This is a genomic window from Microcystis sp. M20BS1 (genome assembly GCF_020245305.1).
Taxonomy (GTDB): Bacteria; Cyanobacteriota; Cyanobacteriia; order Cyanobacteriales; family Microcystaceae; genus Microcystis; species Microcystis ichthyoblabe_A.
The window spans coordinates 80,611-106,247 of sequence record NZ_JADBUZ010000061.1 but is presented as its reverse complement, the minus strand read 5'-3'; the positions used below and the strand labels follow the sequence as shown (position 1 = coordinate 106,247).

The 25,637-nt window shown below is 40.4% G+C and carries 31 protein-coding genes; 19 read left to right on the top strand and 12 right to left on the bottom strand.

The genetic code is table 11. The annotated features are described in order from the left end of the window. The first annotated feature begins 237 nt into the window (after positions 1-237). On the top strand, positions 238-1,068 hold the full coding sequence (locus IM507_RS06570; RefSeq protein WP_016514550.1) for an energy-coupling factor transporter transmembrane component T family protein: 831 nt from the start codon (positions 238-240) through the stop codon (positions 1,066-1,068). A 9-nt stretch (positions 1,069-1,077) separates the two neighbouring features. On the opposite strand, the gene coaE is transcribed toward IM507_RS06570, so the two are convergent. Together coaE and purC are read right to left on the bottom strand one after the other, a co-directional pair. Further along, the gene (gene coaE / locus IM507_RS06565; RefSeq protein WP_002739784.1) at positions 1,078-1,659 is read right to left on the bottom strand and encodes a dephospho-CoA kinase; all 582 of its coding nucleotides are present in this window, start codon (positions 1,657-1,659) and stop codon (positions 1,078-1,080) included. A gap of 61 nt (positions 1,660-1,720) precedes the next feature. Then, the gene (gene purC / locus IM507_RS06560) at positions 1,721-2,446 is read right to left on the bottom strand and encodes a phosphoribosylaminoimidazolesuccinocarboxamide synthase (protein ID WP_002740159.1); all 726 of its coding nucleotides are present in this window, start codon (positions 2,444-2,446) and stop codon (positions 1,721-1,723) included. A 337-nt stretch (positions 2,447-2,783) separates the two neighbouring features. Here purC and IM507_RS06555 point away from each other — a divergent pair, with 337 nt between their 5' ends. Further along, positions 2,784-3,080: a DUF7219 family protein gene (locus IM507_RS06555; protein ID WP_002743720.1), complete on the top strand. Its 297-nt coding sequence runs from the start codon at positions 2,784-2,786 to the stop codon at positions 3,078-3,080. Between the two features lie 261 nt (positions 3,081-3,341). Here the strand turns inward: IM507_RS06555 and thrS are convergent, their stop codons facing one another. After that, positions 3,342-5,141 carry a threonine--tRNA ligase gene (gene thrS, locus IM507_RS06550; protein WP_123231032.1) on the bottom strand — a complete coding sequence of 600 codons (1,800 nt, stop codon included), beginning with the start codon at positions 5,139-5,141 and terminating at the stop codon, positions 3,342-3,344. A gap of 134 nt (positions 5,142-5,275) precedes the next feature. Between thrS and IM507_RS06545 the strand changes: the two genes are divergently transcribed. Next, positions 5,276-6,196, top strand: a complete 921-nt coding sequence (locus IM507_RS06545; RefSeq protein WP_042791092.1) for a metal ABC transporter solute-binding protein, Zn/Mn family — start codon at positions 5,276-5,278, stop codon at positions 6,194-6,196. 302 nt (positions 6,197-6,498) lie between these two features. Here IM507_RS06545 and IM507_RS06540 read toward each other — a convergent pair whose 3' ends face one another. Both IM507_RS06540 and IM507_RS06535 read right to left on the bottom strand, forming a co-directional pair. Then, positions 6,499-7,602 (bottom strand): CobW family GTP-binding protein, encoded by a 1,104-nt coding sequence (locus tag IM507_RS06540; RefSeq protein WP_287636786.1) that lies wholly within the window; start codon positions 7,600-7,602, stop codon positions 6,499-6,501. A gap of 102 nt (positions 7,603-7,704) precedes the next feature. Continuing rightward, positions 7,705-8,142, bottom strand: a complete 438-nt coding sequence (locus IM507_RS06535; RefSeq protein WP_016514615.1) for a DUF4079 domain-containing protein — start codon at positions 8,140-8,142, stop codon at positions 7,705-7,707. A gap of 4 nt (positions 8,143-8,146) precedes the next feature. Between IM507_RS06535 and IM507_RS06530 the strand changes: the two genes are divergently transcribed. Beyond that, complete coding sequence (locus tag IM507_RS06530; RefSeq protein WP_287636785.1) at positions 8,147-10,783, top strand: M1 family metallopeptidase; 2,637 nt, start codon at positions 8,147-8,149, stop codon at positions 10,781-10,783. 31 nt (positions 10,784-10,814) lie between these two features. Here IM507_RS06530 and IM507_RS06525 read toward each other — a convergent pair whose 3' ends face one another. Next, a complete protein-coding gene (locus tag IM507_RS06525; RefSeq protein WP_287636784.1) occupies positions 10,815-11,432 on the bottom strand; it encodes a 7-carboxy-7-deazaguanine synthase QueE in 618 nt (205 codons plus the stop codon). Here IM507_RS06525 and IM507_RS06520 point away from each other — a divergent pair. The 8 genes from IM507_RS06520 to IM507_RS06485 all read left to right on the top strand — a co-directional run bounded on the left by IM507_RS06520 (position 11,409) and on the right by IM507_RS06485 (position 15,443). Next, positions 11,409-11,966 (top strand): Ycf51 family protein, encoded by a 558-nt coding sequence (locus IM507_RS06520; RefSeq protein ID WP_002789277.1) that lies wholly within the window; start codon positions 11,409-11,411, stop codon positions 11,964-11,966. The genes IM507_RS06525 and IM507_RS06520 overlap by 24 nt on opposite strands. Positions 11,967-11,985: 19 nt before the next feature. Beyond that, complete coding sequence (locus tag IM507_RS06515) at positions 11,986-13,095, top strand: iron-containing alcohol dehydrogenase family protein (protein WP_130756723.1); 1,110 nt, start codon at positions 11,986-11,988, stop codon at positions 13,093-13,095. 278 nt (positions 13,096-13,373) lie between these two features. Beyond that, positions 13,374-13,571 (top strand): type II toxin-antitoxin system HicA family toxin, encoded by a 198-nt coding sequence (locus tag IM507_RS06510; protein ID WP_024968900.1) that lies wholly within the window; start codon positions 13,374-13,376, stop codon positions 13,569-13,571. Next, on the top strand, positions 13,571-13,780 hold the full coding sequence (locus tag IM507_RS06505; protein WP_002739801.1) for a type II toxin-antitoxin system HicB family antitoxin: 210 nt from the start codon (positions 13,571-13,573) through the stop codon (positions 13,778-13,780). Before IM507_RS06510 ends, IM507_RS06505 begins: the two co-directional genes overlap by 1 nt. Before the next feature lie 22 nt (positions 13,781-13,802). Beyond that, on the top strand, positions 13,803-13,901 hold the full coding sequence (locus tag IM507_RS06500) for a type II toxin-antitoxin system HigB family toxin (RefSeq protein ID WP_396682506.1): 99 nt from the start codon (positions 13,803-13,805) through the stop codon (positions 13,899-13,901). Between the two features lie 4 nt (positions 13,902-13,905). After that, complete coding sequence (locus IM507_RS06495; protein ID WP_002739743.1) at positions 13,906-14,127, top strand: hypothetical protein; 222 nt, start codon at positions 13,906-13,908, stop codon at positions 14,125-14,127. 91 nt (positions 14,128-14,218) lie between these two features. Then, positions 14,219-14,518 carry a hypothetical protein gene (locus IM507_RS06490; RefSeq protein ID WP_002740048.1) on the top strand — a complete coding sequence of 100 codons (300 nt, stop codon included), beginning with the start codon at positions 14,219-14,221 and terminating at the stop codon, positions 14,516-14,518. A gap of 319 nt (positions 14,519-14,837) precedes the next feature. Then, entirely contained in the window at positions 14,838-15,443 is a 606-nt protein-coding gene (locus IM507_RS06485; protein WP_002739496.1) for a hypothetical protein, read from the top strand. Positions 15,444-15,837: 394 nt separating this feature from the next. Here IM507_RS06485 and IM507_RS06480 read toward each other — a convergent pair whose 3' ends face one another. Beyond that, on the bottom strand, positions 15,838-16,014 hold the full coding sequence (locus IM507_RS06480) for a hypothetical protein (protein WP_016516151.1): 177 nt from the start codon (positions 16,012-16,014) through the stop codon (positions 15,838-15,840). Positions 16,015-16,044: 30 nt separating this feature from the next. On the opposite strand from IM507_RS06480, the gene IM507_RS06475 reads away from it, so the two are divergent. Beyond that, a complete protein-coding gene (locus IM507_RS06475) occupies positions 16,045-16,962 on the top strand; it encodes a hypothetical protein (protein WP_002740064.1) in 918 nt (305 codons plus the stop codon). Positions 16,963-17,029: 67 nt separating this feature from the next. Here the strand turns inward: IM507_RS06475 and IM507_RS06470 are convergent, their stop codons facing one another. From IM507_RS06470 to IM507_RS06455, 4 genes are all read right to left on the bottom strand, one after another. Beyond that, positions 17,030-17,896 (bottom strand): hypothetical protein, encoded by an 867-nt coding sequence (locus tag IM507_RS06470; RefSeq protein ID WP_002739646.1) that lies wholly within the window; start codon positions 17,894-17,896, stop codon positions 17,030-17,032. An 18-nt stretch (positions 17,897-17,914) separates the two neighbouring features. Continuing rightward, positions 17,915-18,559 carry a hypothetical protein gene (locus tag IM507_RS06465; RefSeq protein ID WP_002739853.1) on the bottom strand — a complete coding sequence of 215 codons (645 nt, stop codon included), beginning with the start codon at positions 18,557-18,559 and terminating at the stop codon, positions 17,915-17,917. 3 nt (positions 18,560-18,562) lie between these two features. Further along, positions 18,563-19,591 (bottom strand): GUN4 domain-containing protein, encoded by a 1,029-nt coding sequence (locus IM507_RS06460; protein WP_002739598.1) that lies wholly within the window; start codon positions 19,589-19,591, stop codon positions 18,563-18,565. Between the two features lie 73 nt (positions 19,592-19,664). Further along, on the bottom strand, positions 19,665-20,873 hold the full coding sequence (locus IM507_RS06455; protein ID WP_002739520.1) for a hypothetical protein: 1,209 nt from the start codon (positions 20,871-20,873) through the stop codon (positions 19,665-19,667). Between the two features lie 373 nt (positions 20,874-21,246). Between IM507_RS06455 and IM507_RS06450 the strand changes: the two genes are divergently transcribed. Then, a complete protein-coding gene (locus tag IM507_RS06450; protein ID WP_002740097.1) occupies positions 21,247-21,387 on the top strand; it encodes a hypothetical protein in 141 nt (46 codons plus the stop codon). Positions 21,388-21,421: 34 nt separating this feature from the next. Here the strand turns inward: IM507_RS06450 and IM507_RS06445 are convergent, their stop codons facing one another. Further along, a complete protein-coding gene (locus IM507_RS06445; protein WP_238560625.1) occupies positions 21,422-21,658 on the bottom strand; it encodes a hypothetical protein in 237 nt (78 codons plus the stop codon). An 82-nt stretch (positions 21,659-21,740) separates the two neighbouring features. Between IM507_RS06445 and IM507_RS06440 the strand changes: the two genes are divergently transcribed. The 5 genes from IM507_RS06440 (at position 21,741) to IM507_RS06420 (ending at position 25,594) form a co-directional block, all read left to right on the top strand. Further along, positions 21,741-22,874: a HetZ-related protein 2 gene (locus IM507_RS06440; RefSeq protein ID WP_069474782.1), complete on the top strand. Its 1,134-nt coding sequence runs from the start codon at positions 21,741-21,743 to the stop codon at positions 22,872-22,874. A 110-nt stretch (positions 22,875-22,984) separates the two neighbouring features. After that, positions 22,985-23,143 (top strand): hypothetical protein, encoded by a 159-nt coding sequence (locus tag IM507_RS06435; protein ID WP_002739601.1) that lies wholly within the window; start codon positions 22,985-22,987, stop codon positions 23,141-23,143. A gap of 2 nt (positions 23,144-23,145) precedes the next feature. Further along, a complete protein-coding gene (locus IM507_RS06430) occupies positions 23,146-24,660 on the top strand; it encodes a cryptochrome/photolyase family protein (protein ID WP_002739562.1) in 1,515 nt (504 codons plus the stop codon). Between the two features lie 115 nt (positions 24,661-24,775). Further along, positions 24,776-25,117 carry a translation initiation factor gene (locus IM507_RS06425; protein ID WP_002740237.1) on the top strand — a complete coding sequence of 114 codons (342 nt, stop codon included), beginning with the start codon at positions 24,776-24,778 and terminating at the stop codon, positions 25,115-25,117. Positions 25,118-25,126: 9 nt separating this feature from the next. After that, positions 25,127-25,594: a TspO/MBR family protein gene (locus IM507_RS06420; RefSeq protein ID WP_002739978.1), complete on the top strand. Its 468-nt coding sequence runs from the start codon at positions 25,127-25,129 to the stop codon at positions 25,592-25,594. Positions 25,595-25,637: the final 43 nt, after the last annotated feature.

The window sequence follows — 25,637 nt, the reverse complement described above, 5'->3', positions numbered from 1 at the left end:
CCTTATCCTGACTTGATTTCAGTTTTTTCTTTGTCAGTAAGGGTGTCAACAAGGAATATTACAAATTGTTAACCGAGTCTTGAAAGCCTTGTGCTACAAAGGTTTGAAATGTTAAGAAAGATGTGACTAAAGGACAGCCCCCTTAATAAGGGGGGTGCCGATAGGCGGGGGGATCCCTATAAGGGGGGCATCTGACAGTTTTTAACACCTAGCTACTTACTAACTTTTTTCCTAATTATGCAATCATTTAACTGGCAAACCGTCGATCGAGATTCTCCTTTTACTCGCCTAGATTTTCGGACAAAATTAACCATGATGATCGTGGTTACTCTTATCGCTTTTACTTGGGAAAGTCCCCTCGCTGGCGGTTTGCTAACTCTTATTGTCGCTTTAGCTTGTCTCTGGGCTGGGGTAAAATGGTCTTATCTCCTCACCATTTTAAAATTCATGGCTCCTTTTTATCTATTCTTATTAATTACCATGGGATTTTTTAATGTGGAACAGGTAAAAGCTTTAACAGGAAAAACTGAATTAACTCCCTTATTAACTGTCGGTTCTGCTCAAATGACTGTGGAGGGAACCCTCTACGGTTTAAATGTGATCTTTAAAACTCTCACCATGGTTTTAATTATTCCCCTCGCTATTTTTACCACTGATATAAATCAGATGATGGTGAGTTTAACTAAAGCCAGAATTCCCTACAAAATAGTCTTTATTTTTTCCTCTACCCTGCGTTTATTTCCTCTCCTAGTAGAAGAATCTCGATCGATTATTTCTGCTCAAAGATTACGAGGATTAGCAATAGAAAAAATGGGTTGGCTGCAAAAAGGAAAAATTTACGCTTCTATCGCTGTACCTTTAATTCTAAACGCTATGGCTAAATCGCAAAAATTAGAGGTAGTTCTACAAGCTAAAGCTTTCTCTGGTGATCCCGATCGCACATTTTTACAGGAATCAATCTTAACCAATAAAGACTATTTATTAATTATTGGCTTTCTATTTTTATTGGTTTTGGCAATTATTCTCTATGTAAAATTCGGGGTGGGAAAATTTGCCTGGTTGTTTTAAAATTAATCCCTATTGTATAGCTCGATCGATCTGGGTATATAAAGCTTCTAAATCCCCGGAATTGTCCAAAACAATATCAGCTAAGGCAATTTTTTCGGCTAAAGGCATTTGATTATTAATCCGAGCGATCGCTTGTTCCCTAGTTAAGTTATTTCTAGTCATTAAGCGTTGAATTTGTTGCTCGAAACTGCAAGAAATCACCCAAATCTCTGTGACTAAATGGGTTAATTTGGCTTCAAACAATAAAGGGATAGAAAAAACAACTATCGGGGCTTCTAACTGCTCTAAATGCCGATTAAAACATTCTCTAACGTAGGGATGAATCTGACTTTCTAACCAGATTTTTTCCTGGGGATTATTAAAAATAATCTCTCCTAACTGTTGGCGATTAAGGGAATTATCCTCAGTTTTAACTTTTCTGCCATAACGCACAAAAATTCTCTCTAAAATTGCCGAACCTTTTTCCACTGCTTCCCGGGCATAAATATCCGCATCAAGGACAGGAATTTTGTAGATATTTTCTAAATAATTGGAAACCGTGGATTTACCACAGGCTATTCCCCCTGTTAACCCGATAATTCTTCTTGACATAAATTATTAAATTGCTAATCTCAATTAAGGTGCGTTACGCGCTCGCTAACACACCCCACAGTTATAAACTCTCTATCTGTTGTAAAACTCTTGCTTGTACTTGTTGATAGGCAGTTTCCACATCTCCTAAATCGCGACGAAAACGATCCTTATCGAGAATACGCGCTTGGGCATCCTCTTGGGTTTTATCCCAGAGACGACAGGTATCGGGGCTAATTTCATCACCTAGATAAATTTTGCCCGTTTTATCAACTCCAAATTCTAACTTAAAATCGACGAGAATAATCTGGCACTTATCAAAAAATTCTTGTAGATATTGATTGATTTTCAGGGCTAAATCTCGTAACTGATTGACTTGCTCCTCCCTGGCAATATCGATCACTTTTATGCGATCGGGCGTTAACAAAGGATCGCCTAAAGCATCATTCTTGAGGTAAAATTCTACAAGAGGAAAAGGTAAAATTTTCCCCTCCTTTAATCCCGTTTGCTTGCACAAACTCCCGGCGGCGATATTTCTGACTACTACCTCCAAGGGAATGATTTTAATCGCCTTGACGCGCATTTCCCTAGAACTAGGGCGATCAATATAATGGGTAGGTATTCCTAGGGATTCTAACCATTGAAATAGGGCAGTGGAGACAGTACAGTTAATTTCCCCTTTACCGACAATTTGCCCGCGTTTTTGGGCATTAAAAGCGGTGGCATCGTCTTTGTAATAAGTAAGGAGAATATCGGGATCATCGGTTTGATAGAGAATTTTGGCCTTGCCTTCATAGAGTTTTTCCATAGTTATCATCCTCGGCAATTGATAAACGAAAATCGATGGTTAATCAGATAGCGGCAGCAGCAAATTTTGGCGATCAACCTAGATAAAAAATTTAGATCATCAGGGAGATGATTGTTGAGAAAAAATAATGTATAATTGCTGCTTAAAGATAACTGTCAACATTTTGCGACCGAATCTTAACCTATAACCAAAAAGTGTCACGATTTAAGTGTCAATTTTTGGCGAATCAGCCAAGTTTTTACTTAAATCCTCAATCATAGCCAACAACTGATATTATCTCCCATTACCATTACCGAAAAATCTAAAGAAATTCCGCAAAATTACCCGCCATCGCCCTATGAACCAGAATCCTCCTAACGATGATAACCCGAATCTCCCCGATCGCCGCAAGGAGGATTTTCTCTATCCTCGCGCGCCCTACTATGGGGAATTTAAGCCAGAAAACTTGCTATTTAACGCCAATTTACAGGAATTTGCCCAAAAAGTCAGTTTTATTTGTAATCTGGAAACCGGGGGCAAAATCAGTTCTCTAGAAGCCTACCAAAAAATTAAAGCCCTCTGGAAAGACTTAAAACAGAGCAAAAAAGGACTGGGGATTGGGGAAAATCCCTTTCAAAAAGATGATGATACCTAAAGGATAATCAGGAAAAATCGGGTGCATCTCAATTTTGTAGAAATATCTATATTACAGGGCGCACGCGGTGCGCCCCTACTATTGGCGCAATAATATTATTGTAGGGGCGAATTGCATTCGCCCTCTTTGAATAACTGCTGCTGCTCACCATAAGTGAGAGAAAGTCACAAATATCAGATGCACCCGAAAAATCTCCCGGGTTGATCAAAAATACTGGGACAGAAATATTTTCTGTCCCCATAGAATTAGATAAGCAAACGCTTAAAAATTACCGTGATTTTGGATGGCACTTTCTAATTTTGCCACCACTTCCTCGACGCTAATTACTCCTAAATCGCCCGTGGCACGGGTGCGAATACTTAAACTATTACCTTCCATTTCTTTTGCCCCCACCACTGCCATCACGGGAATTTTTGCGGTTTCAGCATTGCGAATCATTTTACCCAAACGTTCGCCACTGGTATCGGTTTCGGCCCGAATTCCTAACAACTGCATTTTCGCTGTCACCTCTTTAGCGTAATCCAATTGACTATCACTAACCGGTAATAATCGTATCTGGACAGGGGCTAACCAAAGAGGAAAATCCCCCGCGTATTCTTCGATTAAAATACCGATTAAACGTTCCAAAGAACCAAAAGGTGCGCGATGAATCATCACCGGACGTTTACGATTACCATCTTCGGCAACGTATTCTAATTCAAAACGTTCGGGTAAATTATAATCTACCTGTACCGTTCCTAACTGCCATTCTCTTTCGAGGGCATCTTGGAAAATAAAGTCTAATTTTGGACCATAAAAAGCCGCTTCTCCGGGGGCTTCAAAATAATCCATCCCCAAAGTTTGCACCGCTTTTCTAATCGCCGATTGTGCCTTTTCCCAAGCTTCATCGGAACCGATATACTTATCCGATTCGGGGTCACGAAAACTCAATCGCGCCTTAAAATTCTTTAATTGTAAACTCTTAAACACCGTCAAAATTAAATCAACAACGCTTAAAAATTCCTTGTCTAATTGTTCGGGAGTGACAAACAAATGGGAATCATCGACGGTAAAACCGCGAACTCTAGTTAATCCTCCCAATTCTCCCGATTGTTCGTAACGATAAACTGTCCCGAATTCTGCCAAACGCATCGGCAATTCCCGATAGGATCTCAAATCACTTTTATAGATTTGAATATGAAAAGGACAGTTCATCGGTTTGAGGACAAATCCTATTTCTTTACTAGCAGATTCCTCATCGTCTGCCATCATGGGAAACATATCTTCTTTGTACTTTTGCCAGTGACCGGAAATTTTAAACAAATCGACGCGAGCAATATGGGGAGTAACTACGGGTAAATAACCGCGTTTTAACTGTTCTTTTTTCAGAAAATCTTCTAACAAAGAACGAATTAAAGTGCCTTTCGGTGTCCATAAAGGCAACCCCGGCCCGACAGAATCAGAGAAAATAAATAAACCTAATTCTTTGCCTAATTTGCGATGGTCCCGTTTGAGTGCTTCTTCCTTACGGCGCTTGTATTCGGCTAATTGGTGGGGATTTTCCCATGCCGTGCCGTAAATGCGCTGTAATTGGGCTTTATTCTCATCCCCGCGCCAATAAGCACCCGCTACCGTCTCTAATTCGATCGCTTTCGGGTCTAGTTCACTTGTATTACTTAGGTGCGGACCGGCGCACAAATCCCACCAAGCGTCACCAAGATGATAAAGGGTGATGGGTTCTTGAATTCCCGCCAGAATTTCCAGCTTATAGGGTTCATTAATCGCTTTAATGCGCTTTTCCGCCTCTTCCCGAGAAACTTGCTCGCGAATCACCGGCAGTTTTTTATTGATAATTTTGACCATCTCTTTTTTGATGTCCTTGAGATCCTTATCGGTAAAAGGTTCCGGCACATCAAAATCGTAGTAAAATCCGGTTTCAGTCCAAGGCCCGATAGTAACTTGGGCTTTCGGGAATAATTTCTGCACCGCCATGGCCATCACATGGGAGGTGGTGTGACGAATGCGCTTGAGGTGGTCGGATTCGCTGGTTTTCGGTAGTTTAATCGGGGCTTGGTTATCCATATCTCTTCAATTTACACCTTCTCTATTCTCTATTTTAATGGTAAAAGGAGTCTTTAGTCAGGAAAAAAATCAAGATAGATATCAATGCCATTTACCCTCATCTCTAACCCCTAAACCCTCATCTCTATTTCTCGATGAAAAAACTAATTTTATCCTGTTTATTTTTGGTATTGGTTGCTTGTCATGCCTCGGTTAATACTACTGATAACCAAAAACCCAAGGTAATCTCCACTAGCACAATTATCGCCGATTTAACCGCACGAGTGGGCGGTGAAGAAATTGACCATCAAGACATTTTAAAACCCGGGGATGATCCCCACGTTTATGAACCAGTTCCCGCCGATAGTGTGGCTTTAGAAAAAGCCGATTTAATTCTCTATAACGGTTATAATCTCGAACCGGGGTTAATTAAAATGATCAATTCTACGGGAATTAAAGCTAAAAAAGTGGCTGTGGGAGAAGCAATCAAGCCTTTACAATTGGAAAAAGAGGGGCAGAAAGTCCCCGATCCCCACGTTTGGGGTTCAGCAAAAAATGGTATAATCATGGTGGAAAAAATCCGAGATCAATTGATTGAATTAAGTCCCGAAGATAAAGAGATTTTTACCCAAAATGCCGCCCAATTAATCGCAGAATTAGAAAATCTTGATCGCTGGATTACTGTGGCTATTGAAACTATCCCCCCTTCCCAAAGACAATTAGTCACCACTCATGACGCTTTTCAGTATTATGCTCATGCCTATGGTTTAAAAGTATCGGGAACTTTAATTGGTATTAGTACCGAAGAACAACCAAGCGCCCAAACGGTGAAAAATTTAGCCGATGCTATTAAAAATCTCAAGGTTGCTGCTATCTTTGCCGAGACGACTATTAATCCCGCTTTAATTACCACTGTAGCCGAAGAAGCGGGGGTGAAATTAGCACCACAACAATTATATTCTGATTCGATCGGTGCGGTGGGTACTAGAGGGGATAGTTATGTAAAAATGCTCAGGGAAAATACTCGCTCGATCGTGGAATCTTTAGGAGGAAAAGTACCTCAAGAAGGTCAATAGACCTCTTGTAAAAATCAAAAAATTGTCCTTAGAGTCAGGAGTTAGGAAGGCAGAAATACCGACAATCAGCAATTATCGGTGACTTTTAGATGATGACAAATAGATCAGCAGCTGCCTGTAAGCATCCCACCGAAAAGCTAATGCGCGGGGGGTTTGGGGGCGGCGCCACGCCCCCAACGGGGGGTTTGGGGGGTAGAACCCCCCAAAAGCTTGGATTGAGGGAAAAAATCGAAAGTAACGCCCGACTTTAGCAGAGAGTTTCCCCTTAAAAATCCCAACTTAGTAGATTTACAAAGCGGGGTTTATTTGCCAAATCCTTTACCGCGATTGACAGCAGGTAAACTGAGACAATTGTTAATCTGTTCTTTTAGGGTTTCATGATCGAGATTTTGACCGATAAGAACTAGCTGATTTTTGGGAGTACCTTTCCATTCGTCATCTTCGAGAGTGAAACGCTTACCACTAAGGTGGAAAATATGACGTTTAGGACTTTCATCAAACCAGATAATACCCTTAGCGCGGAAAACGCTTTCTGGTAACTGATTATCGAGGAAATATTGGAACTTCCGAATCGAAAAAGGTTGGTCACTAGCAAAGGAAATAGAAGTAAATCCATCCACCTCTAAATGATTGGAATGGTCGTGATGATCATGATCGTGATCGTGGTGGTGATCATGGTCGTGATCATGATCGCAATGGTCGTGATCGTGGTCGTGGTGATCATGGTCGTGGTGTTCTTCTTCTGTGTCGAAATATTTATCCGATTCAAATAGTCCGACGCTGAGAATTAAGGGTAAAGGGACTTGACTTTTGCTAGTGCGAAGAATTCTTGCTCCTTCCTTCATGTCCCGGATTCTTATTTCTAAAGAATCCACATCTGCTTCATCCACTAGATCGGTTTTATTGAGAACAATAATATCACCGTAGGTGATTTGACTTAAGGCCGCTTGCGAGTTGAATAAATCGAGACTAAAATTGGCACAATCCACCATGGTGACAATGGAATCTAAACGGGTCATTTCGCGTAATTCCGTCCCTAAAAAGGTTAAAGCTACCGGTAAAGGATCGGCTAATCCCGTGGTTTCTACGACTAAATAATCGATTTTTTCGGGACGTTCGAGAACTTTATAAACTGCTTGAATTAAATCCTCGTTAATCGTGCAGCAAATACAGCCATTATTTAATTCTACCATGCTGTCATCACTGCTGATAATCAGTTCGTTATCGATACCGATTTCACCGAATTCATTGACAAGAACAGCAGTTTTTAATCCCTGTTGATTGCTGAGAATATGATTGAGAAGAGTAGTCTTACCACTACCAAGAAACCCAGTAATAATTGTTACCGGTAGCCCTTTTTTTGGCACTGACATCGTGTTAATAGCTTGTGATTCGACGGTTTGCATAATGATTTGGGGGTGAGTATTCTGTCACTAAAAAGCGATTTTTCGGGATGAGATGGCTAGTTTTTCTTGATCGAACAGTCTCCACTCGATCGCCGACTATTTTTATTGTAGATATTTTTGGACCACATCCCATCCTGTTAGGGTAACAAAAAGAAAACCCAGAAACAATAAAAGATTAGTGCCGATGTGGAGAGACCGCGCTAGAGGTGGACGAGTTGTAATGTTCAGTCCGGTAATTGCCGAAACAAAAACCAGAAAAACCACCGATAAACCCGCTATCAGGTGGGAAGAGTGGCCTAAACTGCCATAATGACCGATTGTTCCCACTAATCCGATTCCCAGCAGAATTAAGACCAAAGCAACCATGATCAGGCCGCTGAGGAGATGAAAGGGTCTTAACCATTTCGGTCGAGATTGGCCCGCAAGTCGTCGATAACCCATGTTTACCCCCGAAACTGCCAGTAAAAAATAGGCAAAGAGGGTAAATCCCATCGACCAAGCGGCAATTTTCCATAACCAGAGAAAGGAGGGGAGATTCATAGGGGTGGGATTATTGTTAGCAAGGAAAGGGACGACCGATCGTGTTAATTTAAGTTTACTGGACAAAAATCAGCAAGTTAGGGCTAATATGTCTCATCTCACCATCGACACGGAAAATAATCAGCGTCAACCCTTTGAATTACCGGGGGCTAAACCCCATTATAACCCTGATCGACCCGGACAAGTTAATCATATTTTTCTCGATTTAATTATTGATATTCCTGGACAAAGTTTTGAGGGTAGCTGTCAGATTACCCTCACCCCCATTCGTCAGGGAATTAGCAGTTTAATCCTGGATGCGGTGGATTTAAATATTAATTCTGTGTTCATTGAAGGTATCAGTCAACCCTTTGACTATGATCGTTCTCTCCTGACTATTCATCTGCTACAACCCACCACCGATAAACCGATTATCCTGACGATTAACTATCAGGTTAAGCAACCACAACGGGGATTATATTTTATCGCCCCCGACGAATATTATCCCGACAAACCAATGCAAGTTTGGACCCAGGGAGAAGAGGAAGATTCTCGCTTTTGGTTTCCCTGTTTTGATTACCCTGGCCAATTAGTCACTTCCGAAATTCGGGTTAAAATTACCCAACCCTATATCGCTATTTCTAACGGGGAATTAATCTCGGTGGCAACCGTTGGTGAGGACAGAATTTATCACTGGTCACAAAAGCAAATTCATCCCACCTATTTAATGACTCTTGCGGTGGGAAATTTTGCCGAATTACGGGACTCATGGAATGGTGTTCCTGTCACTTATTATGTGGAAAAAGGACGGGAAGAAGAGGGCCAAAGAAGTATGGGTAAAACTCCCCGCATGATCGAGTTTTTTAGCCAAAAGTTTGGTTATCCCTATCCCTATCCTAAATACGCACAAGTTTGCGTAGATGATTTTATTTTTGGTGGGATGGAAAATACTTCCACCACAATTTTAACTGATCGTTGTTTAATTGATCAAAGAGCCAGCATCGATTATACTTGGACAGAAAGCTTAGTTGCCCATGAATTAGCTCATCAATGGTTCGGTGATTTACTGGTGATTAAACACTGGTCTCACGCTTGGATTAAAGAGGGAATGGCTTCCTATTCTGAGGTTTTATGGACAGAATCGGAATACGGAAAAGCTGATGCTAGTTATTATTTATTAGGGGAAGTAAGAAGTTATTTAGAAGAAGATGCTTCCCGCTATCGTCGTCCGATTGTTACTCATGTTTATCGAGAAGCGATCGAACTTTATGATTGTCATCTCTACGAAAAAGCTGCTTGTGTTTATCACATGATCCGCTCTATTTTAGGGGAAGATTTATTTGCAAAAGCGATTCATACTTTTGTGCGGGATAATGCCCATAAAACCGTAGAAACCGTGGACTTATTACGGGCGATCGAAAAAGCGACTGGCTACAATTTATTATTCCTCTTTGATCAGTACGTTTATCGCGGTGGTCATCCCGATTATAAGGTCGCTTACAGTTGGGACAATGAGAATAATTTAGCCCAATTAACTGTCACCCAAACTCAGGATGAAAAGGAACTATTCGACTTGAAAATTCCCGTCGCTTTTGCCTATCTCAACTCTGAAGACCTTACCTACAATCTGCGGATTCACCAAAAAGAACAAAGTTTCTATTTTCCCCTAGCACAAAAGCCCGATTTTGTCAAGTTCGATCGGGGTAATAATTTCCTCAAAACCGTCACTCTTGAGTATCCCATCGGCGAATTAAAAGCGCAATTACAACAGGATCCCGATCCGATTTCCCGTATCTATGCAGCCATAGCCATTGCTAAAAAAGGCGGTTTAGAAGCGATCGAAGCTTTAGGGACATCCCTAGAAAATGAGCCTTTTTGGGGTGTGCGTGTGGAGGTGGCCAAACAGTTAGCAACTCTTGGTTTAGATCAGGCAGTTACTGCTTTAATTAAAAGGTTAAAAGATGAAAAAGCACAAGTACGTCGGGCAATTGTCGAGGGATTAAGTGAAATTAAAACCTTAGATAGTTATGATGCGCTTAAATCCCTACTAGAAGCTGGAGATGCTAGTTATTATGTGGAAGCGGCCGCGGCGCGAGGATTAGGCTCCATGGCCGTGGGACAATTGCAAAATAAAGAAGGGGAAATTATTGACCTGCTGAATCATATTTTACAGTTAAGAAAGGGGTGGAATGAGGTAGTAAGAGCGGGCGCAATTGGCGGTTTAAGCCAGTTAAAAACCTCGCTGGCGGCTTTAGAGTCAATTTTGACCTACACGGCTTTAGGCACGCCTCAACCCCTGAGATTAGCAGCTATCCGCGCCCTGGGAGCGATTTCTTCGGGACAAACCACGGATAAATTAACCGTAATTTTGGAACGTTTAGAAACCATTGCTAAGGAAACTTTTTTCTTGACGCAGGTGGCAGTGTGTAACGCTTTAGGACAGATAGAAAATGCCAAAGCTATCGCTATTTTACAAGCTTTGAGCGATCGAACTCCCGATGGTCGCGTCCGTCGTGTAGCGGAGGAAGCAGTACAAAAAGTCCAGAAAAAATTAGGTTCCGACAAAGCAATTCAGGAAATTCGCGAGGAATTAGAAAAAATGAAACAGGAAAATCAGGAACTTAAAAGTCGTTTAACCAAATTAGAGGCGAAAAATAGTTAGTTAACCTGAGTTATCAGTTATCAGTTATCAGTTAGCGGACTCCTAAAAACTTATGGGTTTGGAGACTGAGACGCCATTGGGGATGCCGAAGAACATAATTAAAGACTAACTCTTTGCTTTCTGCTGTATTCCATTCGGGTTGTAGATATTTAATCACCCCTTCCGATAACTTACTTTCCTGCATAGCTGCCCAGTCTAAATCCTCTGGATGAGCCACGACAATTTTTAACTCATTTACCCGTGCATAAATACTAGGATCGGGCATTTTATAAGTTTTAGGAGAAAAAGTCACCCAATCGAAAACCCCAGTAAAAGGATGAGCGCCAGAAGTTTCTAAATGTACCCGTAAACCCTGATTTTTTAATTCCCTGGTCAAAGGATCAAGATTGTGCATCAAAGGTTCACCCCCGGTAATCACCACCATAGCGGGGTTAGCCCCTTTTGCCATCTCTACCAATTCCCGCAGGGATTGTTGGGGATAACGGTGGGCATTCCAAGACTCTTTTTGGTCGCACCAAGGACAATAGACATCGCAACCTCCCAAACGGAGGAAAAAAGCATTGCTTCCCGTCCAAAAGCCTTCGCCCTGCACAGAATGGAAAGTTTCGACAACAGGATAGGTACAATGGTTTATGCTAACCGTTTTCATAGAATTAGTATTATAGAAAATATGGACATTCCCCTGAACTTCGCCAAATACATCCAATGGTCTGGTATTGCCACGCTGGTTTTTTTGGTACTCACGATTATCGCTTTTCTCGTCGGTTGGGGAATCCGCTTTCGTCTCGTCGGTGTCACTAGCTTTATGGCTGTGTTGACGGTGGGGATTTTCGGTCTTGGGTTAGGATTATTTACCCGTACAGAAATTCCGGGGGCGGTGAGATTCTCCCTTGTCTATGATAACGGAGCTAATCAAGCTGTTATCTCCCTGCCCAATACTGTTACTCCCGAGCAAGTGGAAGCAACCCTAAAACAAGCCGCTAGTGACTTGTTTTCCTCCGGTCGCGCCGGTGCTGGCGGTAATAATCAATTTATCATTAGCGCTCGCACTCTGGTTCATCCTCAGCCCGGTTTATCCGCTCCTTTGTACCTGGGACAGATTAAAAAATCCTTCTCCGCCCCGGGGGATAATACTCCTGAACTACAGCTTTTTCCCGAAAGTTTCGCTAAAATTAGCCAATAATCCTTGAGGTTGTCAAAAAATGTCCAATGCTGTCGCTGTTTTGCCCCTGTTAATCGCCCCCGCACAAGTGATTCGGGGTGACAATGCCCTAGAAGAATCCACCGGCAAGTTAGCGGATTTGGGCAAACGTCCCCTGGTGGTGGGCGGCGATCGCAATTTAGCTTTTTTGTCATCTCCCCTGAAAAATCTCACTCCTAGCTATCACAGTTACGCCCCCGATTGTTCGGAAAATTCCCTAGCATATTTAAAGGCATCTGTCAAGAGTCATGAGGCAGATTTTATCATCGGTGTAGGTGGCGGCAAGGCCCTCGATACGGCCAAATTACTCGCCCATCAGTGCCATTTGCCGATCGCCACGATTCCCACCTCCGCCGCTACCTGTGCCGCTTGGACAGCCCTATCTAACGTCTATTCCGACGCGGGGGCGTTTCTTTACGATCTGTCCCTAGCCCGTTGTCCGGATTTATTAATTCTCGATTACGGTATTATCCAAACTGCCCCGAAAAGAACCTTAATCGCCGGTATTGGCGATGCGATCGCTAAATGGTACGAAGCTTCCGTCAGTAGCGGTCATTCCACAGAAACCCTGATCATTGCTGCCGTCCAACAGGCCCGGGTTTTGCGGGATATTCTTTTCCAAAAATCCCCGGCAGCCCTGGAAAATATCGGCGGGGAGGACTGGAAACAGGTAGTGGATGCCACCGTTTTATTAGCCGGAGTAATTGGTGGTTTAGGGGGCGCTAATTGTCGTACCGTGGCCGCCCATGCAATTCATAATGGTTTAACCCATATTCCCGCTTGCCATCATGCCCTGCACGGGGAAAAAGTCGCCTACGGCATTCTCGCCCAATTGCGTCTAGAGGAAATAGTTTTGGGCAATCAATTGGCAGTATCGGCCCGGGGGCAACTAATCCAGTTTTATGAACAAATTGGTTTACCGAAATCCCTAGAGGATTTAGGATTAAAAGATGTTTCCCTTGCCCAATTGCGCCACGCGGCCGCAATTGCCTGTCAGCCTAATTCGGACATTCATCGTTTACCTTTTACGGTTTCCCCAGAACAAGTTATGGCGGCCATGGTTTCTACTACCACTGCCGATACAATGGTGCAGAAAGTTAAAGCTAATTAACGGGAATATTTTCGGGATTTATGGCTTTGTCTGTTGCGGGTGAGTAGTGATTTGATTGTAGTGGTGATAGCTCAAATCTTTGCTTTGTTGGTCATTGTAGCCAAGAATAAAGTACCTCCCTCAATTACAGGTTGGGTTGACGTAAGGAAACCTAACCCGGAGTGACCCTTCGGGGTGTTGGGTTTCGCTTAGACAATCGAATTGATACGTTTTCGCTCAACCCAAACTACGAGGACACGGCACTGCGAGGCGATGTGATTGTGTTAAAATCCAGAATCATGAAAGTCAAACAAGTGATTAAAGTGTTAGAAGCGGATGGCTGGTATCTTGCTAGAACACGAGGAAGTCATAGGCAGTATAAACATCCTTCAAAATCTGGTACGGTAACGGTATCGGGGAAATCCAGCGTTGATGTTCCTATTGGGACTCTTAAAAATATATGGCGACAAGCTCAAATTGAGGAGGACAAAATATAATGCGATATGCAGTTGTTATTGAAAAAGGAGAAAATAGCTACGGTGCTTATGTTCCCGATCTTCCCGGTTGTGTTGCGGTTGCAGAAACATTAGAAGAAGTTAAACAATTAATTGCTGAGGCAATAATTTTTCATTTGGAAGGCTTAAAAGAAGATGGATTAACTGTTCCTGAATCATTGTCGATCTGTGAGTATGTAGATGTAGCTTAGGGGGTTCCAAGGTGGAAATAAGATTAGACTAATAGCAGCGATTCATTACAATCGACAAAAAATTTATATTCGAGAAGTTTTAACTCATTCTGAATACGACAAAAACAAATGGAAGGAGTAAAAAAATGCCGACGATAGATATAGAGAAAACACGGCAAGCTTGGACAAACTTAAAGCAAATACTCTTTATCCCTCGCAATGAATCAGAATATGAACAATTAGTAATTATGTTAGATAATTTGATAGATGAAATAGGAGAAAATGAAAATCATCCTCTTGCTTCTTTAATGGAAATTTTGGGAATATTAATAGAAAATTATGAACAGGAAAATGTTCCCCAATTATAAATGGTAGGGGTGGTGCATTCCCAAATATTGGTTAACCTTGAAATTGTCATGTTTTCAGGGAACACACCCTAGGAAAGAATGCGATCGCCCTGTGAGAAAATATCTTACCCTCCTGATCGCCTACGAAACCGCCGGCGATCGAGAACGGGCGATATCAGCCCAACTGTCCAATCATGACCTCTTGACCAGGATTACCGAGATAGATTACCGTCTGGGCGGTTCATCCACCGAAACCTATCTAACAAGAATCGCCCAACGAGAACAGTTAGAGATTCAGTTGAACCGTTACCGTCTCGAACGGGAAACCGCTAAACGACAGCTTCTATCCCTGACGGGGTTTTCCACTCCCCAACCCGCCGGAGAAACTTCTAACGAGTCGATAGCTCTATAGACAGTCCATTAATTGCGTCGAATAATTGTAAATTTTTGTGGAGAAGTGCGGTCAGAACTAGAAATCTTAGCTAGTCTTTTAGAAGAGTTCCGTTATTTCAGCTTACTGTCATAAATTTAGTTAATGGGGTGATATACCGAAAGTTTCTACATATAGCAGTTTTCATCAGAATAAGGTATGGGCAAGGGTCTTAAACCCTTTGTTGGCAAAACTTGTCGATACCTCAGTAACGTGAAAAGTGCTATATCGTTACTCTGGAGAGTGTTGTACAGATATTCTCTCGTAAACCCCTGAACATTTACGCATTAAGGAGACTCTCGTGATTCCATATAAACCAAAACAACTGCCCCACGCGCTCAAGGTTTTGCGGCAGGCATTTCTAAGATGGATCGCAGTCGGTTTTAGCAGTGCAATTCTTGCTTCCTGTGGACTCCAAAATCAGACCAGCGGGTTGAGGTTGCTGGATACAGCGAAAAATCGAGTGACGAACGATTTGCAATCCAACGATTTGCAATCCGAACGAGGGGTGGACTACACCCGCCTGCGCGACCTGCTGAAGGAAGCGTACGTTGTAACTGTAACTAACATCGAGACGGGATCTCTGACGAGAGAGAGGAGTGAAAAAATCTTAAACGATTATCATTATCCAGCTCTTGACGAAACTCAAAAGGTAATTGCCCAGTCCGTGGGATTAGAATCGAGCTGCTACGAATCGAATCGAGCCAGAAAAGATCCGACGTGGTCTGCCCTTTGCCCGCGAGATAAATTACTGAACATACCCTGTACTGACCTCAATACCATAGAACGTCTGTGGACAAGCGGCAATCCGGAGCGCTCGCGCTCGGTGAGGGAAAGATGGATAGGCCCGCTACCGGAGCTAACGAGGGCTGCTATCTTCCACTCCTTGAAAACATGTAAACTATAGATTGCCATCGCCGTAGGGTGCGTTCCCTAATAGACATCTTCAAAAATTATAACCCAGTCACAGCTTGCTTTTAGCCTATATACTAATTAAGTAGTTCGATAGCTGAAATGTATATCTATCGTTGCTAATTCAATTTCACTGAAAAAATATGAGGCAATTAAAATAATTTTTATTCGGGTAGATTCCTTAACTAGAAAGACTTTTGGTCTTGAGATAATATTAGGTCGAGGTCTAATGCAAGTCCTACTGCTCCACCGATCGATTTTGGGTAACGCACCACGCACATTCTATCTCCCGATAGCGATCGCTAAGGGTCGAATAATTGTAAATTTTTGTCAAGAGGTGCGGTCAGATTGACGAATAGTTGTTATAACACCAGAAAACTCGTGTTATTTCAGCCTATTGTCAGGAATTTAGTTAAACAAGGTTTTTGGCAATGTGCTATGGCTAACACGCTTTTGGGTATGATATGGGGAAATTTTTCTTGCGATTGCACTAAAATAGATGGATATACAGAAAGTTGACCCATATCGTTACCGTAGAAAGTGTTATACAGAATAATGACAGACATTTATTTTTATTACAATTTAGGGTAAAACTTATGGTTTTGAAGGATGGTTTAAGTGATGATGAGTTTAAAAAATTGATTGAACGACTTTCCTATAGAAAACAGTATAATCAAGAGGTTATCACTCTTGATGCTGTTAAAGAGAGTCTTCAAGAACTAGGATTATCTGACTTGTTAATGGATAATGACATTGAGGAGGTTCGCAGACAAGTGAATAAAGAATTTAAAAAACAACAAAGAAAAAATTACCTAATATTTGCTTCTGTTTTATTAGTTTTAACTATTCCCTTATCTGCTTTTGGCGGCTATAAATTTAAGGAATGGATTTCCAGTTTTTTTCAGCAATCTAGCAATTCCGATTTAGTTCAGTTATCAGAAAAATTAAATACACTTGAGTCGGAAAACAAAGATTTGCAAAGAAAAATAAAAGAGCTTGAAGATGAAAATCAATCTTTAAAAGGTTCAAATGTACCCAGTCCCTCGGCTTCATTCGCACCTGATAATGAAACTGTGTCAGAGCCGTCTTCTTTTAATACGGATAAGATTGTTAAAGTCCAATCTTTAATTTTTCAGTTCAAAGAATGCCAAAGATCAGCAATTTCTTCAACACTTCAAAATATTAAGTGTTCTCTTTTGGTGACAAGTACACAAGATAAAAACAAGCTCTATATACACGGAAATTATAATTCTAACAATAGAAGTCGAATCATTGAGGATGGCAAAGAACTAATTGCAACCAAAGTGGATTTTGGCAGTAATTCTGGCACTTATCAAGCCGACAATATTTTGATTAAAGATACTCCTATTGAGGTTATTATTACTTTTGAAAACGTTCCACAAAGTATTAATAAAGTTGGGGTAATTGAAGTTAGTTCTTATCTAGAAAGTCCTGAATTTAATGATAATGTTAAGGCCGAATTTTATAATAAAACGTTATCAAGTTCTCAATAAGTTTACTGGAGGCCATCGTGCCAGTGAAACTCCAGTTCTCTACCTGATTATGGTTTAACTGTTTATCTCAGTCACTTAAAGTTTGTTTGATAATTTTCCTGAGTTCTTTCCATACTATTTCACCTCTGAAAAACTCCCAAGGTTTAGACTCTAACACTTCTTCGTAAAAATAAACTTGCTTTTCATTAAGAGTGTAAACAATTGGTACAATATACCATAGAAGATCTACCGTTTCTTCAAAGGGATTTGTCTCTGTAATTTGTTGTTTTGTTTTCTCATCTATGAAGTTTGTCATAGAGATAGAAAAACAAATATTTGTAGGTATCTTCAAGTTAAAAACAGTTTGTAAAATACTAGAAAAGTTAGAGTTTTTTTTGGCGTAATTGAAACAATTCGTTGCAAACTCTCTTAATGAGTTATCATTAACAGAAGAAAAATAGGAAAAGATAAAAAAAGCTTCTCCTCTCATTGGCAGACCACCAATTGATGTTTTAAAACTAGCTGCCTTAGCTACTTGTTTAAAAACTTTGCCATCATAGATAATATCATTGTAAATGGATGAGCAACCTTGACTGATAAGTTTTGGTTTGACTTTTACTAAGTATTTAGTGATGCAATCTTCGTTGCTATTGACGTAATCAAAGTTTTGATAAAGTGAATTCCTCGCTTTTCTTAGTGATTCACAGCCTGGATTTTCTTCACATAATTTGGTGAATACTTGTCGTAATTGCAGAATATTAAGAGAATTACATTGACAAATAAAGTCTTGAATGATAATCCGTAAAGTTTGTTCATTCCTCAAATTTGCTGTAGAAAATCCCCCTTCCCAAATGATAGCAATAAAAAGAGAAGGGTTAGATTCATAGAGAGAAATTAAATCTCTAATAATTTGATTTTTGAGAGAGCCTAAATAAGATTCAAAAGGAGTATTCATAAATTAAATGTTTAACTGCTATATTTGGTTTGAGGATTTTTCTTGTAGCAAAGCACTCACCAATTGCAAAACTTTACTATTTGGATTTTCTTTATGTAGTGCTTTAAATATTTTAAACTGATCGTTAAGTTTCAAAGTATAACAACGATTAATAAATTGAAAGACAATAACTTTGGGTGCTTGATTTTGAGGAATTGTTGCTAAAGGAAACCCTGCTGACCCAACAGTTGCTTTAAATAGTTCGCTATCTGCTCCGTAAAGTTCTGACAATTCCTTTACCAAAACATCTTTGGTCAAAAAACCAGCTTCCTCAAGTTTTTCCTTTTGTCGATCAAGTAAAAGTGAAAACTTATCTTCAAAATTTTCAGAATTTTGCAATAATTCTTGATTTTGCATAAGAATAGTAAAACAAAATTGTATTCCTAAAATAAATTGTTCTCGTAATTCTTTTATTTCAGTTTTTGTCTCAAAGATAGCATCAAGAGACTTACGAGTAAGGCTTTGACCTTCGGCAATCATTGCATCTAGTTTGGCCTCACGGGAGTTCTCTATTTGATCATCATAAAGACTCAAGACAAACTCAACAGGAACTCCAAATGGGCCTACTACGGAAGCAAGAGATTTGGCGATCGCTCGAAGGTAATTAGGTATTTTTTGAGACATAATTTAAAATTGTAATAAAGGAATACTGATTACTTTTTGCTGGAGAACTGAAATAAAAGTATCTTCGGCAAAATGTTTGTCACCTAAATTCAATGTCCAAGCACTAAAATGGAAGTCTCTCATTTGCTTTTCTGTGGGATATGCTTTTTTCCCCTGTAGCCAAGGTAAATGACCGATTGGAGCGTCCAAATGCCAAGTCAGATCATTGTAACCTAACCACCGTCCATTTTTTCGCCATCCGACACGATTCGCAAAAGCATAGTAATCTTCCCCTTCTTGTTCATAGATACGAGCTTGAGTGGACAAACCAAATTTGTTGTGGCTATACTTTTTCCAAAGATTATCAAGAATAATTAAGTCATTATCAGATATTCTTTTAAGTTCAGTTGATGATAAGGCCTCATTGGGAATTTTTACAACAGAAAAATGAGAGGTTGATGTAAATTCTGGTTTATCGGTAGCTTTATAAAGAAGCCTGATCGTTTCCTGATCAGCTTCTAGCCAACTTTGTGCTTCTAGGAGTTGGCGAAGTTTGCTATAGCTAACCCCTTTATCAGAAATCAACTTATCTCTGTTTAAAAAATCATTTACGCTTTTTTGATCTTTAAATTTAAGCGTTGTTTTTTCTGACAAGTGAGGTAAAACAGCTTCAATAATTGTATCTGCATTGCCGTTCCAAGTTTGGTATAGTTTATCATTGAGTAACGGTAAACTTTCTAATACCTTTTGTTTTTGTTTATTATCTGAAAATAAGGGAAGTACCTTAGTTTGGTCGGAATAAATTTCCTGATTGAGGACGGCAAAAAGCTCTCGCTTAGGAAAATTTTTGTTTAGAAAAGCTTCGCTCAAGACAACGATCACAAAACGAGAGATTCTTAAACCCTCATTTACTTTGGCTGTAATACTATCTCCCCATTTAATTTCAGCCCGATCATACCAAAAAGTAATGTCAGCTTTTTCTAAGCCTGAAACTAAAGGTTCCACAATCAGGAGTTTGTCTTCACTGGTATGACAAATAAATACGTCTTTCATAGTCTCTTTTACAAATGATTCTGGATTATTCAATTAGAAAAAAAATTGTTAACAGATAACGAATTAGATTGCTTTAAGCTTCTGATTCAGCCTCCTGTTTTATGTCAGAGTTTGATAGGTTTTTTGAGAAAATCCATAATAAACCTAAGATTATTGCCAAACTTATCAAGAAAATGACGACTCCCATTATTAGTTGTGAGCTTAGATAATTATTCGATACAAAAGCAATACTTGATGGTATGTTATAACTTCTATGATGAGAGAGACTATCCTCAACAGGAACCTCAATTAAAACAGACTTTGATGAGCCATCAAAAGCTGATTGATTAATTTGGAAAAATTTAGAATATCGCAATACCCAAAAAAGTGAATTCTTATTATTAGTCATACTGGTTACACCAGTCCCATATTTAGGCTCAGCAATCATTGATGGATTTTGTCCATCAAAATCAGAACGAACAATTCCGTCGCCATAATTAGGATTAAGTAAACCAATAGTAAAGTATAAAAACTTACCATCTGTTAATAAAGTATCCTCATAATTATTAATGGACAAAACTCCTTCACCTGTCCAGTTTCGTAAAATCGACAGTGCATCAATGGCTAATAAAACGGGATTGCTTATTTCTATTTTTAATAGAAGTTCGGTTGGCTTCCCGAAGCCGCCAGATTGATTACGAAGATTGCCGTCAATATGTGTATAAATAAATTTTCCATCTGTTGTTAAATGTTTTATCTGAGGTTTAAATGTTGTAGATTCATAGGGAAATTCAAAAAGCATGGAAAAATTATCCCCGTTGATATCTGATCTATAAATAAAAGGCTTTCCCTCTAAATTTTGTCCTAACCAAAAAAGAAACTTCCCGTCTGTCGTTAAAGAACTAGGAAGCCATCGTACTATTTGAGACCCGGCTTTTTGAGAAAGATCAACAACAACAGATGGTTTAGAACTATCAATGTCCATCTTATAAACATACATGGAAATGTTATTGTCATTACCTTCTTTAAACTCATAATCATAATCCAGCCAAAAAATAGATTTCCCACTACTAACCAGATTGATTCCTGTCTCATATTTCTCCTCAATATTAAATGTTTTTGGAATATCAAGAAATATAGATGGTTCAGTGTTATTACTTCTTAAAATATAAAATATGTCTTCTTTTTTCGTCGTCCAAATTAAATTACCTTCCTTTAGTTGTCCAAAAGCAGGGTACGCAGTTATAACTAGCGACAGTATGAAGATGAATAAAATAGTCAGTAATCTTAGTGTTTTTTTCATATTTAAGCCAGATGCGAATCAATTTAGCTTTCTTGGGTTTCTTGTGATCTATAGCTTTTCAAATGGAGTCTGGACAAGGCTTTCATGGCTTAGTTACCCAAGAAACTGTTCACAATACCCTTTGTCACAAATCGCCGAGAAGAACGTTACTGAGCGTTCGGTCGAACCGTAATCAAACTTAAGGACTTAACCTCCGCATCCGCATGAATGGCTCACTGAAAAAACCTATCCTTATAATATTCCATCACCCCCTAAGCGATCAAGTCCTTACACCGAAGATTGTGTTCTATAGTCATTTCAATTAAGATTGAGAATATTAATGCCAGAGTTCATAAGGGTTTAACTGGTCTAGAGTGTATCAGACTTATCTGAAATGACTATAATTCGCTTCTTATATAACACTTGCCGATTCCTCGCCGAACATTTCTCAGGCAACTTCGCCAGTTGGCTGCTGAAAGAGACTGTCATGATGGCGAAACTCAAACCATCGGAACTTTCCCTCGATCCGATTTGAGCCGATGCGATGATTGTACTCTAATCCGAGGATTCTATTCTTCACATCCAGTTCCAAACGTTGCCAAAGGAGGAAATCCCATTTCGGATGTTAGATTGCCGAGTTCGAGGTTTGCAGGGCTTGCTTTAGGGTGGCTCTTCGTTACTTGGTATGGTTTGATCGGGGGGCATAAATCGACTAAATCCTGATCTGGCCAAAGACTTAATTGATTAGTTCGTTCTAGTCGGGTGTTGGATAAAATTAGCAGCGATCGGCTTTCTCCATGGCTCAGGTTTTAGCATATATCGTGTAAATGCGCTAATATTCAAACTAAAGCCGTCCTAAAAAGACGGGGTTTGGAACTCAATTTTTCGATGACGACAATAATCGACGAGTTAAGGCAACAATGGCAAGATCGCCTCTCTCAAACAGAGGATTCCTTAACCGATCGCCAACGGGATACCATTATCAATTGGTTACTCGGTGAAGATAGCCAACGTTGGGAAAATTTAGACGAGAGAGATTTAGAAATCGCTAAACGGGGATTAGTCTATCTTTGGCAAATTTTACGGCAACGCTATCTGAAAGTTAATCCCACCCGCGCCTATCGTAACCTGATTGATCGTCTCGGTGCTTGTGTCACTCTCCGGCAAAAAATTCGCACTTGGGTTTCCTTAAGTCGCGATCGTCGGCAAGCGGTGGCCGATGTCTTGCAAGAAATTATTCAAGAAATGTTAAATAGCGATCGCTATCTGCAATCCCAGTTAGCATGGATCGCTCGTTGTACCAACGATCAAGCTACTCGTGATCAGCTGCTGTTAGCCACCCTAGAGGAATACGCTCTGCGTCCGATCCGCAATCAACCCCTGTTAGCCTATCGTTTTGTTAATTATCTCCGTCGTCAATCGAGAAGCGGTATTACTAATGTGCCTCAGGAAGAAATGATCCGGATTCTCTCCGATGAAATTAGTGGCGATGAGGGGGAAACTAGCTTAAGTTTACTGGATCAAAATGCGATCGCTACCTACGAAGATCAACGCACTTGTCAAGAAGCGCAAATTCAACGGGCAAAAGTTCAAGAGAGTTTTGCCAAGTATCTAGAGGAAAATGTTAGTCCGGAGGCGGTGACTTGGTTTAATCTCTATCTAGGAGGCGAAAGCCAAGATGAGATCGCCTTGGCGATGAATATTCCCGTCCAACGGATTTATCGTCTCCGGGAAAAAGTTGGCTATCATGCGATTAAGGTTTTTGCCCTCAAGGAAGGGACAGAATTAATCGCTGAATGGTTAGAAATCAGCCCGAAAGAGCATAATTTTGGCTTAACTCTCAGTCAATGGCAAAGTTACTATGCTGGCCTGTCTCCCACGGGTAAAAGCGTTATCGATGGCTTAAAAGCGGGTAAAACCCTTGAGGAAATCGCTGGCGAATTAAACTGTAAACGCACGCAAGTGGTCAAAGAATGGACGCAACTTTATCTAAGCGCCCAAAGTCTTAGGACAAAAACCTAATCAGTTATCAGTTATCAGTTATCAGTTATCAGTTCACTGAGAAAACTCCCCACACCCCACACCCCACACCCCACTTCCCATCCCCTTTTTGATTTTTGACTTCAAGAAATATGTGGATTATTAGCAAAAAAGTCGGGGTATTTACCCATTATTTAACCCCTACGGGTACATTTACCCCCAGCATCGACAAAGCCAGTAAATTTTCTGCTCGGGAAATGGCGGATATTATGGCTAAAAAATACGGCGGAATAGTAGAGGCCATGAGATAATTATGACCATTGGTATTTGGATTTTAGGGGATCAATTATGGACAGGACAAGCGGCCTTAGCTAATTGTCAAGCCTATTCACAGGAAACACCAGTTATTTTAATTGAATCCCACAATCATATTCGACAAAGACCCTATCATCAGCAAAAATTAGTTTTAATCTGGTCGGCGATGCGTCATTTTGCCGAAGAATTAAAAACTTTAGGATGGTCTGTAACCTACGAAGTTACTGAAGATTTTGAGCCGATTTTATCTGCTTGGATTAAACGATTAGGCATTAAAGAATTACAGATCATGATGCCTAATGATTTACCTTTTCTTAGATTAATCAAAAATCTCAATTTAGACTGTGCTATAACCCTAATTGATAATAATCACTTTCTCTGGACTAGGACAGATTTTAATAATTGGGCTAAATCTCGTAAAAGACTATTACTAGAGGATTTCTATCGAGAAAGTCGCAAAAAATGGCAGATTTTAATCGAGGATAATCAACCCATAGGAGGACAATGGAACTTTGATAAACAAAACCGCAAACCGCCCAAGGATGGATTAAAAACAACTGATCCTCTTTGGTTTGAACCCGATGAAATTACCCTTCAGGTTATCGCTGATGTGGAAGCTTTAGATATTCCTAAATATGGAAAAATCAAACCTTTTCCCTGGGCAGTAAACCGCAGACAAGCTTTACAGGTTTTGGAGCATTTTATTACTAATTGTCTGCCCAACTTTGGACCATACCAAGATGCGATGGTAACGGGAGAAGAAACCCTCTGGCATTCCCTATTATCTCCCTATCTTAATCTAGGATTACTAACGCCGTTGGAAGTGATTCAAGGGGCAGAAATTGCCTATAAAAAAGATAATTTAGCCCTAAATAGCATCGAAGGATTTATCCGTCAGGTGTTGGGATGGCGGGAATATATGCAGGGGATTTATCATTATTTGGGAGAAGATTACGCTAATCATAATTGGTTTGAGCATCAACAACCCTTACCGGCTTTCTTTTGGGATAGTAACCAAACCGAGATGAATTGCCTCAAACAAGTATTATCACAGGTGGAAAATACCGGTTATGCCCATCATATTCAAAGATTAATGATTTTGAGCAATTTTGCCTTAATTTTTGGTTGCTCTCCCCAAGAGATTGAAAACTGGTTTCATAGTGTTTTTATCGATGCCTACGATTGGGTAATGCAGACTAATGTACTGGGAATGGGACAATTTGCCGATGGGGGAATTCTCGCTTCTAAACCCTACGCTTCCTCGGCCAACTATATTGATAAAATGAGTGATTATTGTCGGGGTTGTCTGTATAAAAAAAATGAACGAGTCGGGGAGTTTGCCTGTCCTTTTAATTTTCTTTACTGGGATTTTTTGGCACGACATCGAGAAAAATTAAAATCCCAAGGTCGAGTTAATATGATTTTAGGTCATCTCGATCGAATGTCGGCAGCTGAACTTAATCAAATGCGCTGCCAGTCCAACCAATTAAGAGCTATCAGCAGTCAGCTTTGAATCAGTTATCAGTTATCAGTTATCAGTTATCAGATGCCAGTTTTCAGTTCACTGATTACTGTTTACTGTTTACTGGTCACTGAAAAACCCCCAAACCCAGTATGATAATTGCTATATGAGTAAATCTAAGGAAAAAAACCGGATTGCCTATCAGGAATTTGGAGATCAAAGCAATTCTCAAGCTTTTGAGCGTTCCATCCCTGAATTACCCCCAAATCAGCAGAATTTGCGAGTACAAACCTCCCGCTCTGGTCGTGCGGGAAAAACCGTTACCATGGTTACAGGTTTTCAATGCCAAACCGAAACTCTGACGAAATTATTAAAACAGTTAAAAACTGCTTGCGGGACGGGTGGTACAGTTAAAGAAAATGCCATTGAGATCCAAGGAGATCATCGCCAAAAGATTCTACAAATTCTCATTGAATCGGGTTACAAAGCCAAAATTAGCGGAGGATAGCTTAAAATCATGATTCCCTCTTGGTTGCTTATCGGTGTCGTGGGATTTTTGGTAGCTTTAGCTGGGGGATTACTCAATTCTCGCGATGTGCGTTGGTTTGCGCGTTTGCGTCGTCCCGATTGGTTAAGCTTTGAAAGATTAATCCCTCTTATCTGGACAATTATCTATATTTGTGGCGCAATTTCTGCTTATTTAGTCTGGGAAGCTCAACCGGCTAATCGCTGGTTTTTGATGGCTTTTTATCTGTTGGTGGAATTGACTATTAGTGCCTATACTCCCGTCACCTGTAAACTACGCAGTCTCAAAGCGGGAACGATTATCGGAGGTACGGGTTTTTTCTTGGGTTGTCTTCTGGCGCTCTTGGTTTTCCCTGTTTCTTCTTGGGCGGGCATCCTACTCCTACCCTACCTGATTTGGAGTCCGATCGGTACCTATGTGACTTGGGAAATGAGTCATCTCAATCCTCGGGATGTCTAGACAGGGTTTGCGGCAAAAAGTTTCTCGTGGGGGTAGGGTGTAG

Bases quoted from the DNA above. Each gene is read 5' to 3' on its own strand.
- IM507_RS06480 (WP_016516151.1), bottom strand. From the start codon at position 16,014: ATGTCTGTCATTATTCTGTATAACACTTTCTACGGTAACGATATGGGT.
- IM507_RS06520 (WP_002789277.1), top strand. From the start codon at position 11,409: ATGGTTTATGCTAACCGTTTTCATAGAATTAGTATTATAGAAAATATG.
- purC (WP_002740159.1), bottom strand. From the start codon at position 2,446: ATGGAAAAACTCTATGAAGGCAAGGCCAAAATTCTCTATCAAACCGAT.
- IM507_RS06475 (WP_002740064.1), top strand. From the start codon at position 16,045: ATGGTTTTGAAGGATGGTTTAAGTGATGATGAGTTTAAAAAATTGATT.
- IM507_RS06465 (WP_002739853.1), bottom strand. From the start codon at position 18,559: ATGTCTCAAAAAATACCTAATTACCTTCGAGCGATCGCCAAATCTCTT.
- IM507_RS06460 (WP_002739598.1), bottom strand. From the start codon at position 19,591: ATGAAAGACGTATTTATTTGTCATACCAGTGAAGACAAACTCCTGATT.
- IM507_RS06510 (WP_024968900.1), top strand. From the start codon at position 13,374: ATGAAAGTCAAACAAGTGATTAAAGTGTTAGAAGCGGATGGCTGGTAT.
- IM507_RS06525 (WP_287636784.1), bottom strand. From the start codon at position 11,432: ATGAAAACGGTTAGCATAAACCATTGTACCTATCCTGTTGTCGAAACT.
- IM507_RS06535 (WP_016514615.1), bottom strand. From the start codon at position 8,142: ATGAATCTCCCCTCCTTTCTCTGGTTATGGAAAATTGCCGCTTGGTCG.
- IM507_RS06470 (WP_002739646.1), bottom strand. From the start codon at position 17,896: ATGAATACTCCTTTTGAATCTTATTTAGGCTCTCTCAAAAATCAAATT.
- IM507_RS06555 (WP_002743720.1), top strand. From the start codon at position 2,784: ATGAACCAGAATCCTCCTAACGATGATAACCCGAATCTCCCCGATCGC.
- IM507_RS06435 (WP_002739601.1), top strand. From the start codon at position 22,985: ATGTGGATTATTAGCAAAAAAGTCGGGGTATTTACCCATTATTTAACC.
- IM507_RS06430 (WP_002739562.1), top strand. From the start codon at position 23,146: ATGACCATTGGTATTTGGATTTTAGGGGATCAATTATGGACAGGACAA.
- coaE (WP_002739784.1), bottom strand. From the start codon at position 1,659: ATGTCAAGAAGAATTATCGGGTTAACAGGGGGAATAGCCTGTGGTAAA.
- IM507_RS06545 (WP_042791092.1), top strand. From the start codon at position 5,276: ATGAAAAAACTAATTTTATCCTGTTTATTTTTGGTATTGGTTGCTTGT.
- IM507_RS06540 (WP_287636786.1), bottom strand. From the start codon at position 7,602: ATGCAAACCGTCGAATCACAAGCTATTAACACGATGTCAGTGCCAAAA.
- IM507_RS06505 (WP_002739801.1), top strand. From the start codon at position 13,571: ATGCGATATGCAGTTGTTATTGAAAAAGGAGAAAATAGCTACGGTGCT.
- IM507_RS06420 (WP_002739978.1), top strand. From the start codon at position 25,127: ATGATTCCCTCTTGGTTGCTTATCGGTGTCGTGGGATTTTTGGTAGCT.
- thrS (WP_123231032.1), bottom strand. From the start codon at position 5,141: ATGGATAACCAAGCCCCGATTAAACTACCGAAAACCAGCGAATCCGAC.
- IM507_RS06455 (WP_002739520.1), bottom strand. From the start codon at position 20,873: ATGAAAAAAACACTAAGATTACTGACTATTTTATTCATCTTCATACTG.
- IM507_RS06515 (WP_130756723.1), top strand. From the start codon at position 11,986: ATGTCCAATGCTGTCGCTGTTTTGCCCCTGTTAATCGCCCCCGCACAA.
- IM507_RS06440 (WP_069474782.1), top strand. From the start codon at position 21,741: ATGACGACAATAATCGACGAGTTAAGGCAACAATGGCAAGATCGCCTC.
- IM507_RS06450 (WP_002740097.1), top strand. From the start codon at position 21,247: ATGACTATAATTCGCTTCTTATATAACACTTGCCGATTCCTCGCCGAA.
- IM507_RS06425 (WP_002740237.1), top strand. From the start codon at position 24,776: ATGAGTAAATCTAAGGAAAAAAACCGGATTGCCTATCAGGAATTTGGA.
- IM507_RS06495 (WP_002739743.1), top strand. From the start codon at position 13,906: ATGCCGACGATAGATATAGAGAAAACACGGCAAGCTTGGACAAACTTA.
- IM507_RS06570 (WP_016514550.1), top strand. From the start codon at position 238: ATGCAATCATTTAACTGGCAAACCGTCGATCGAGATTCTCCTTTTACT.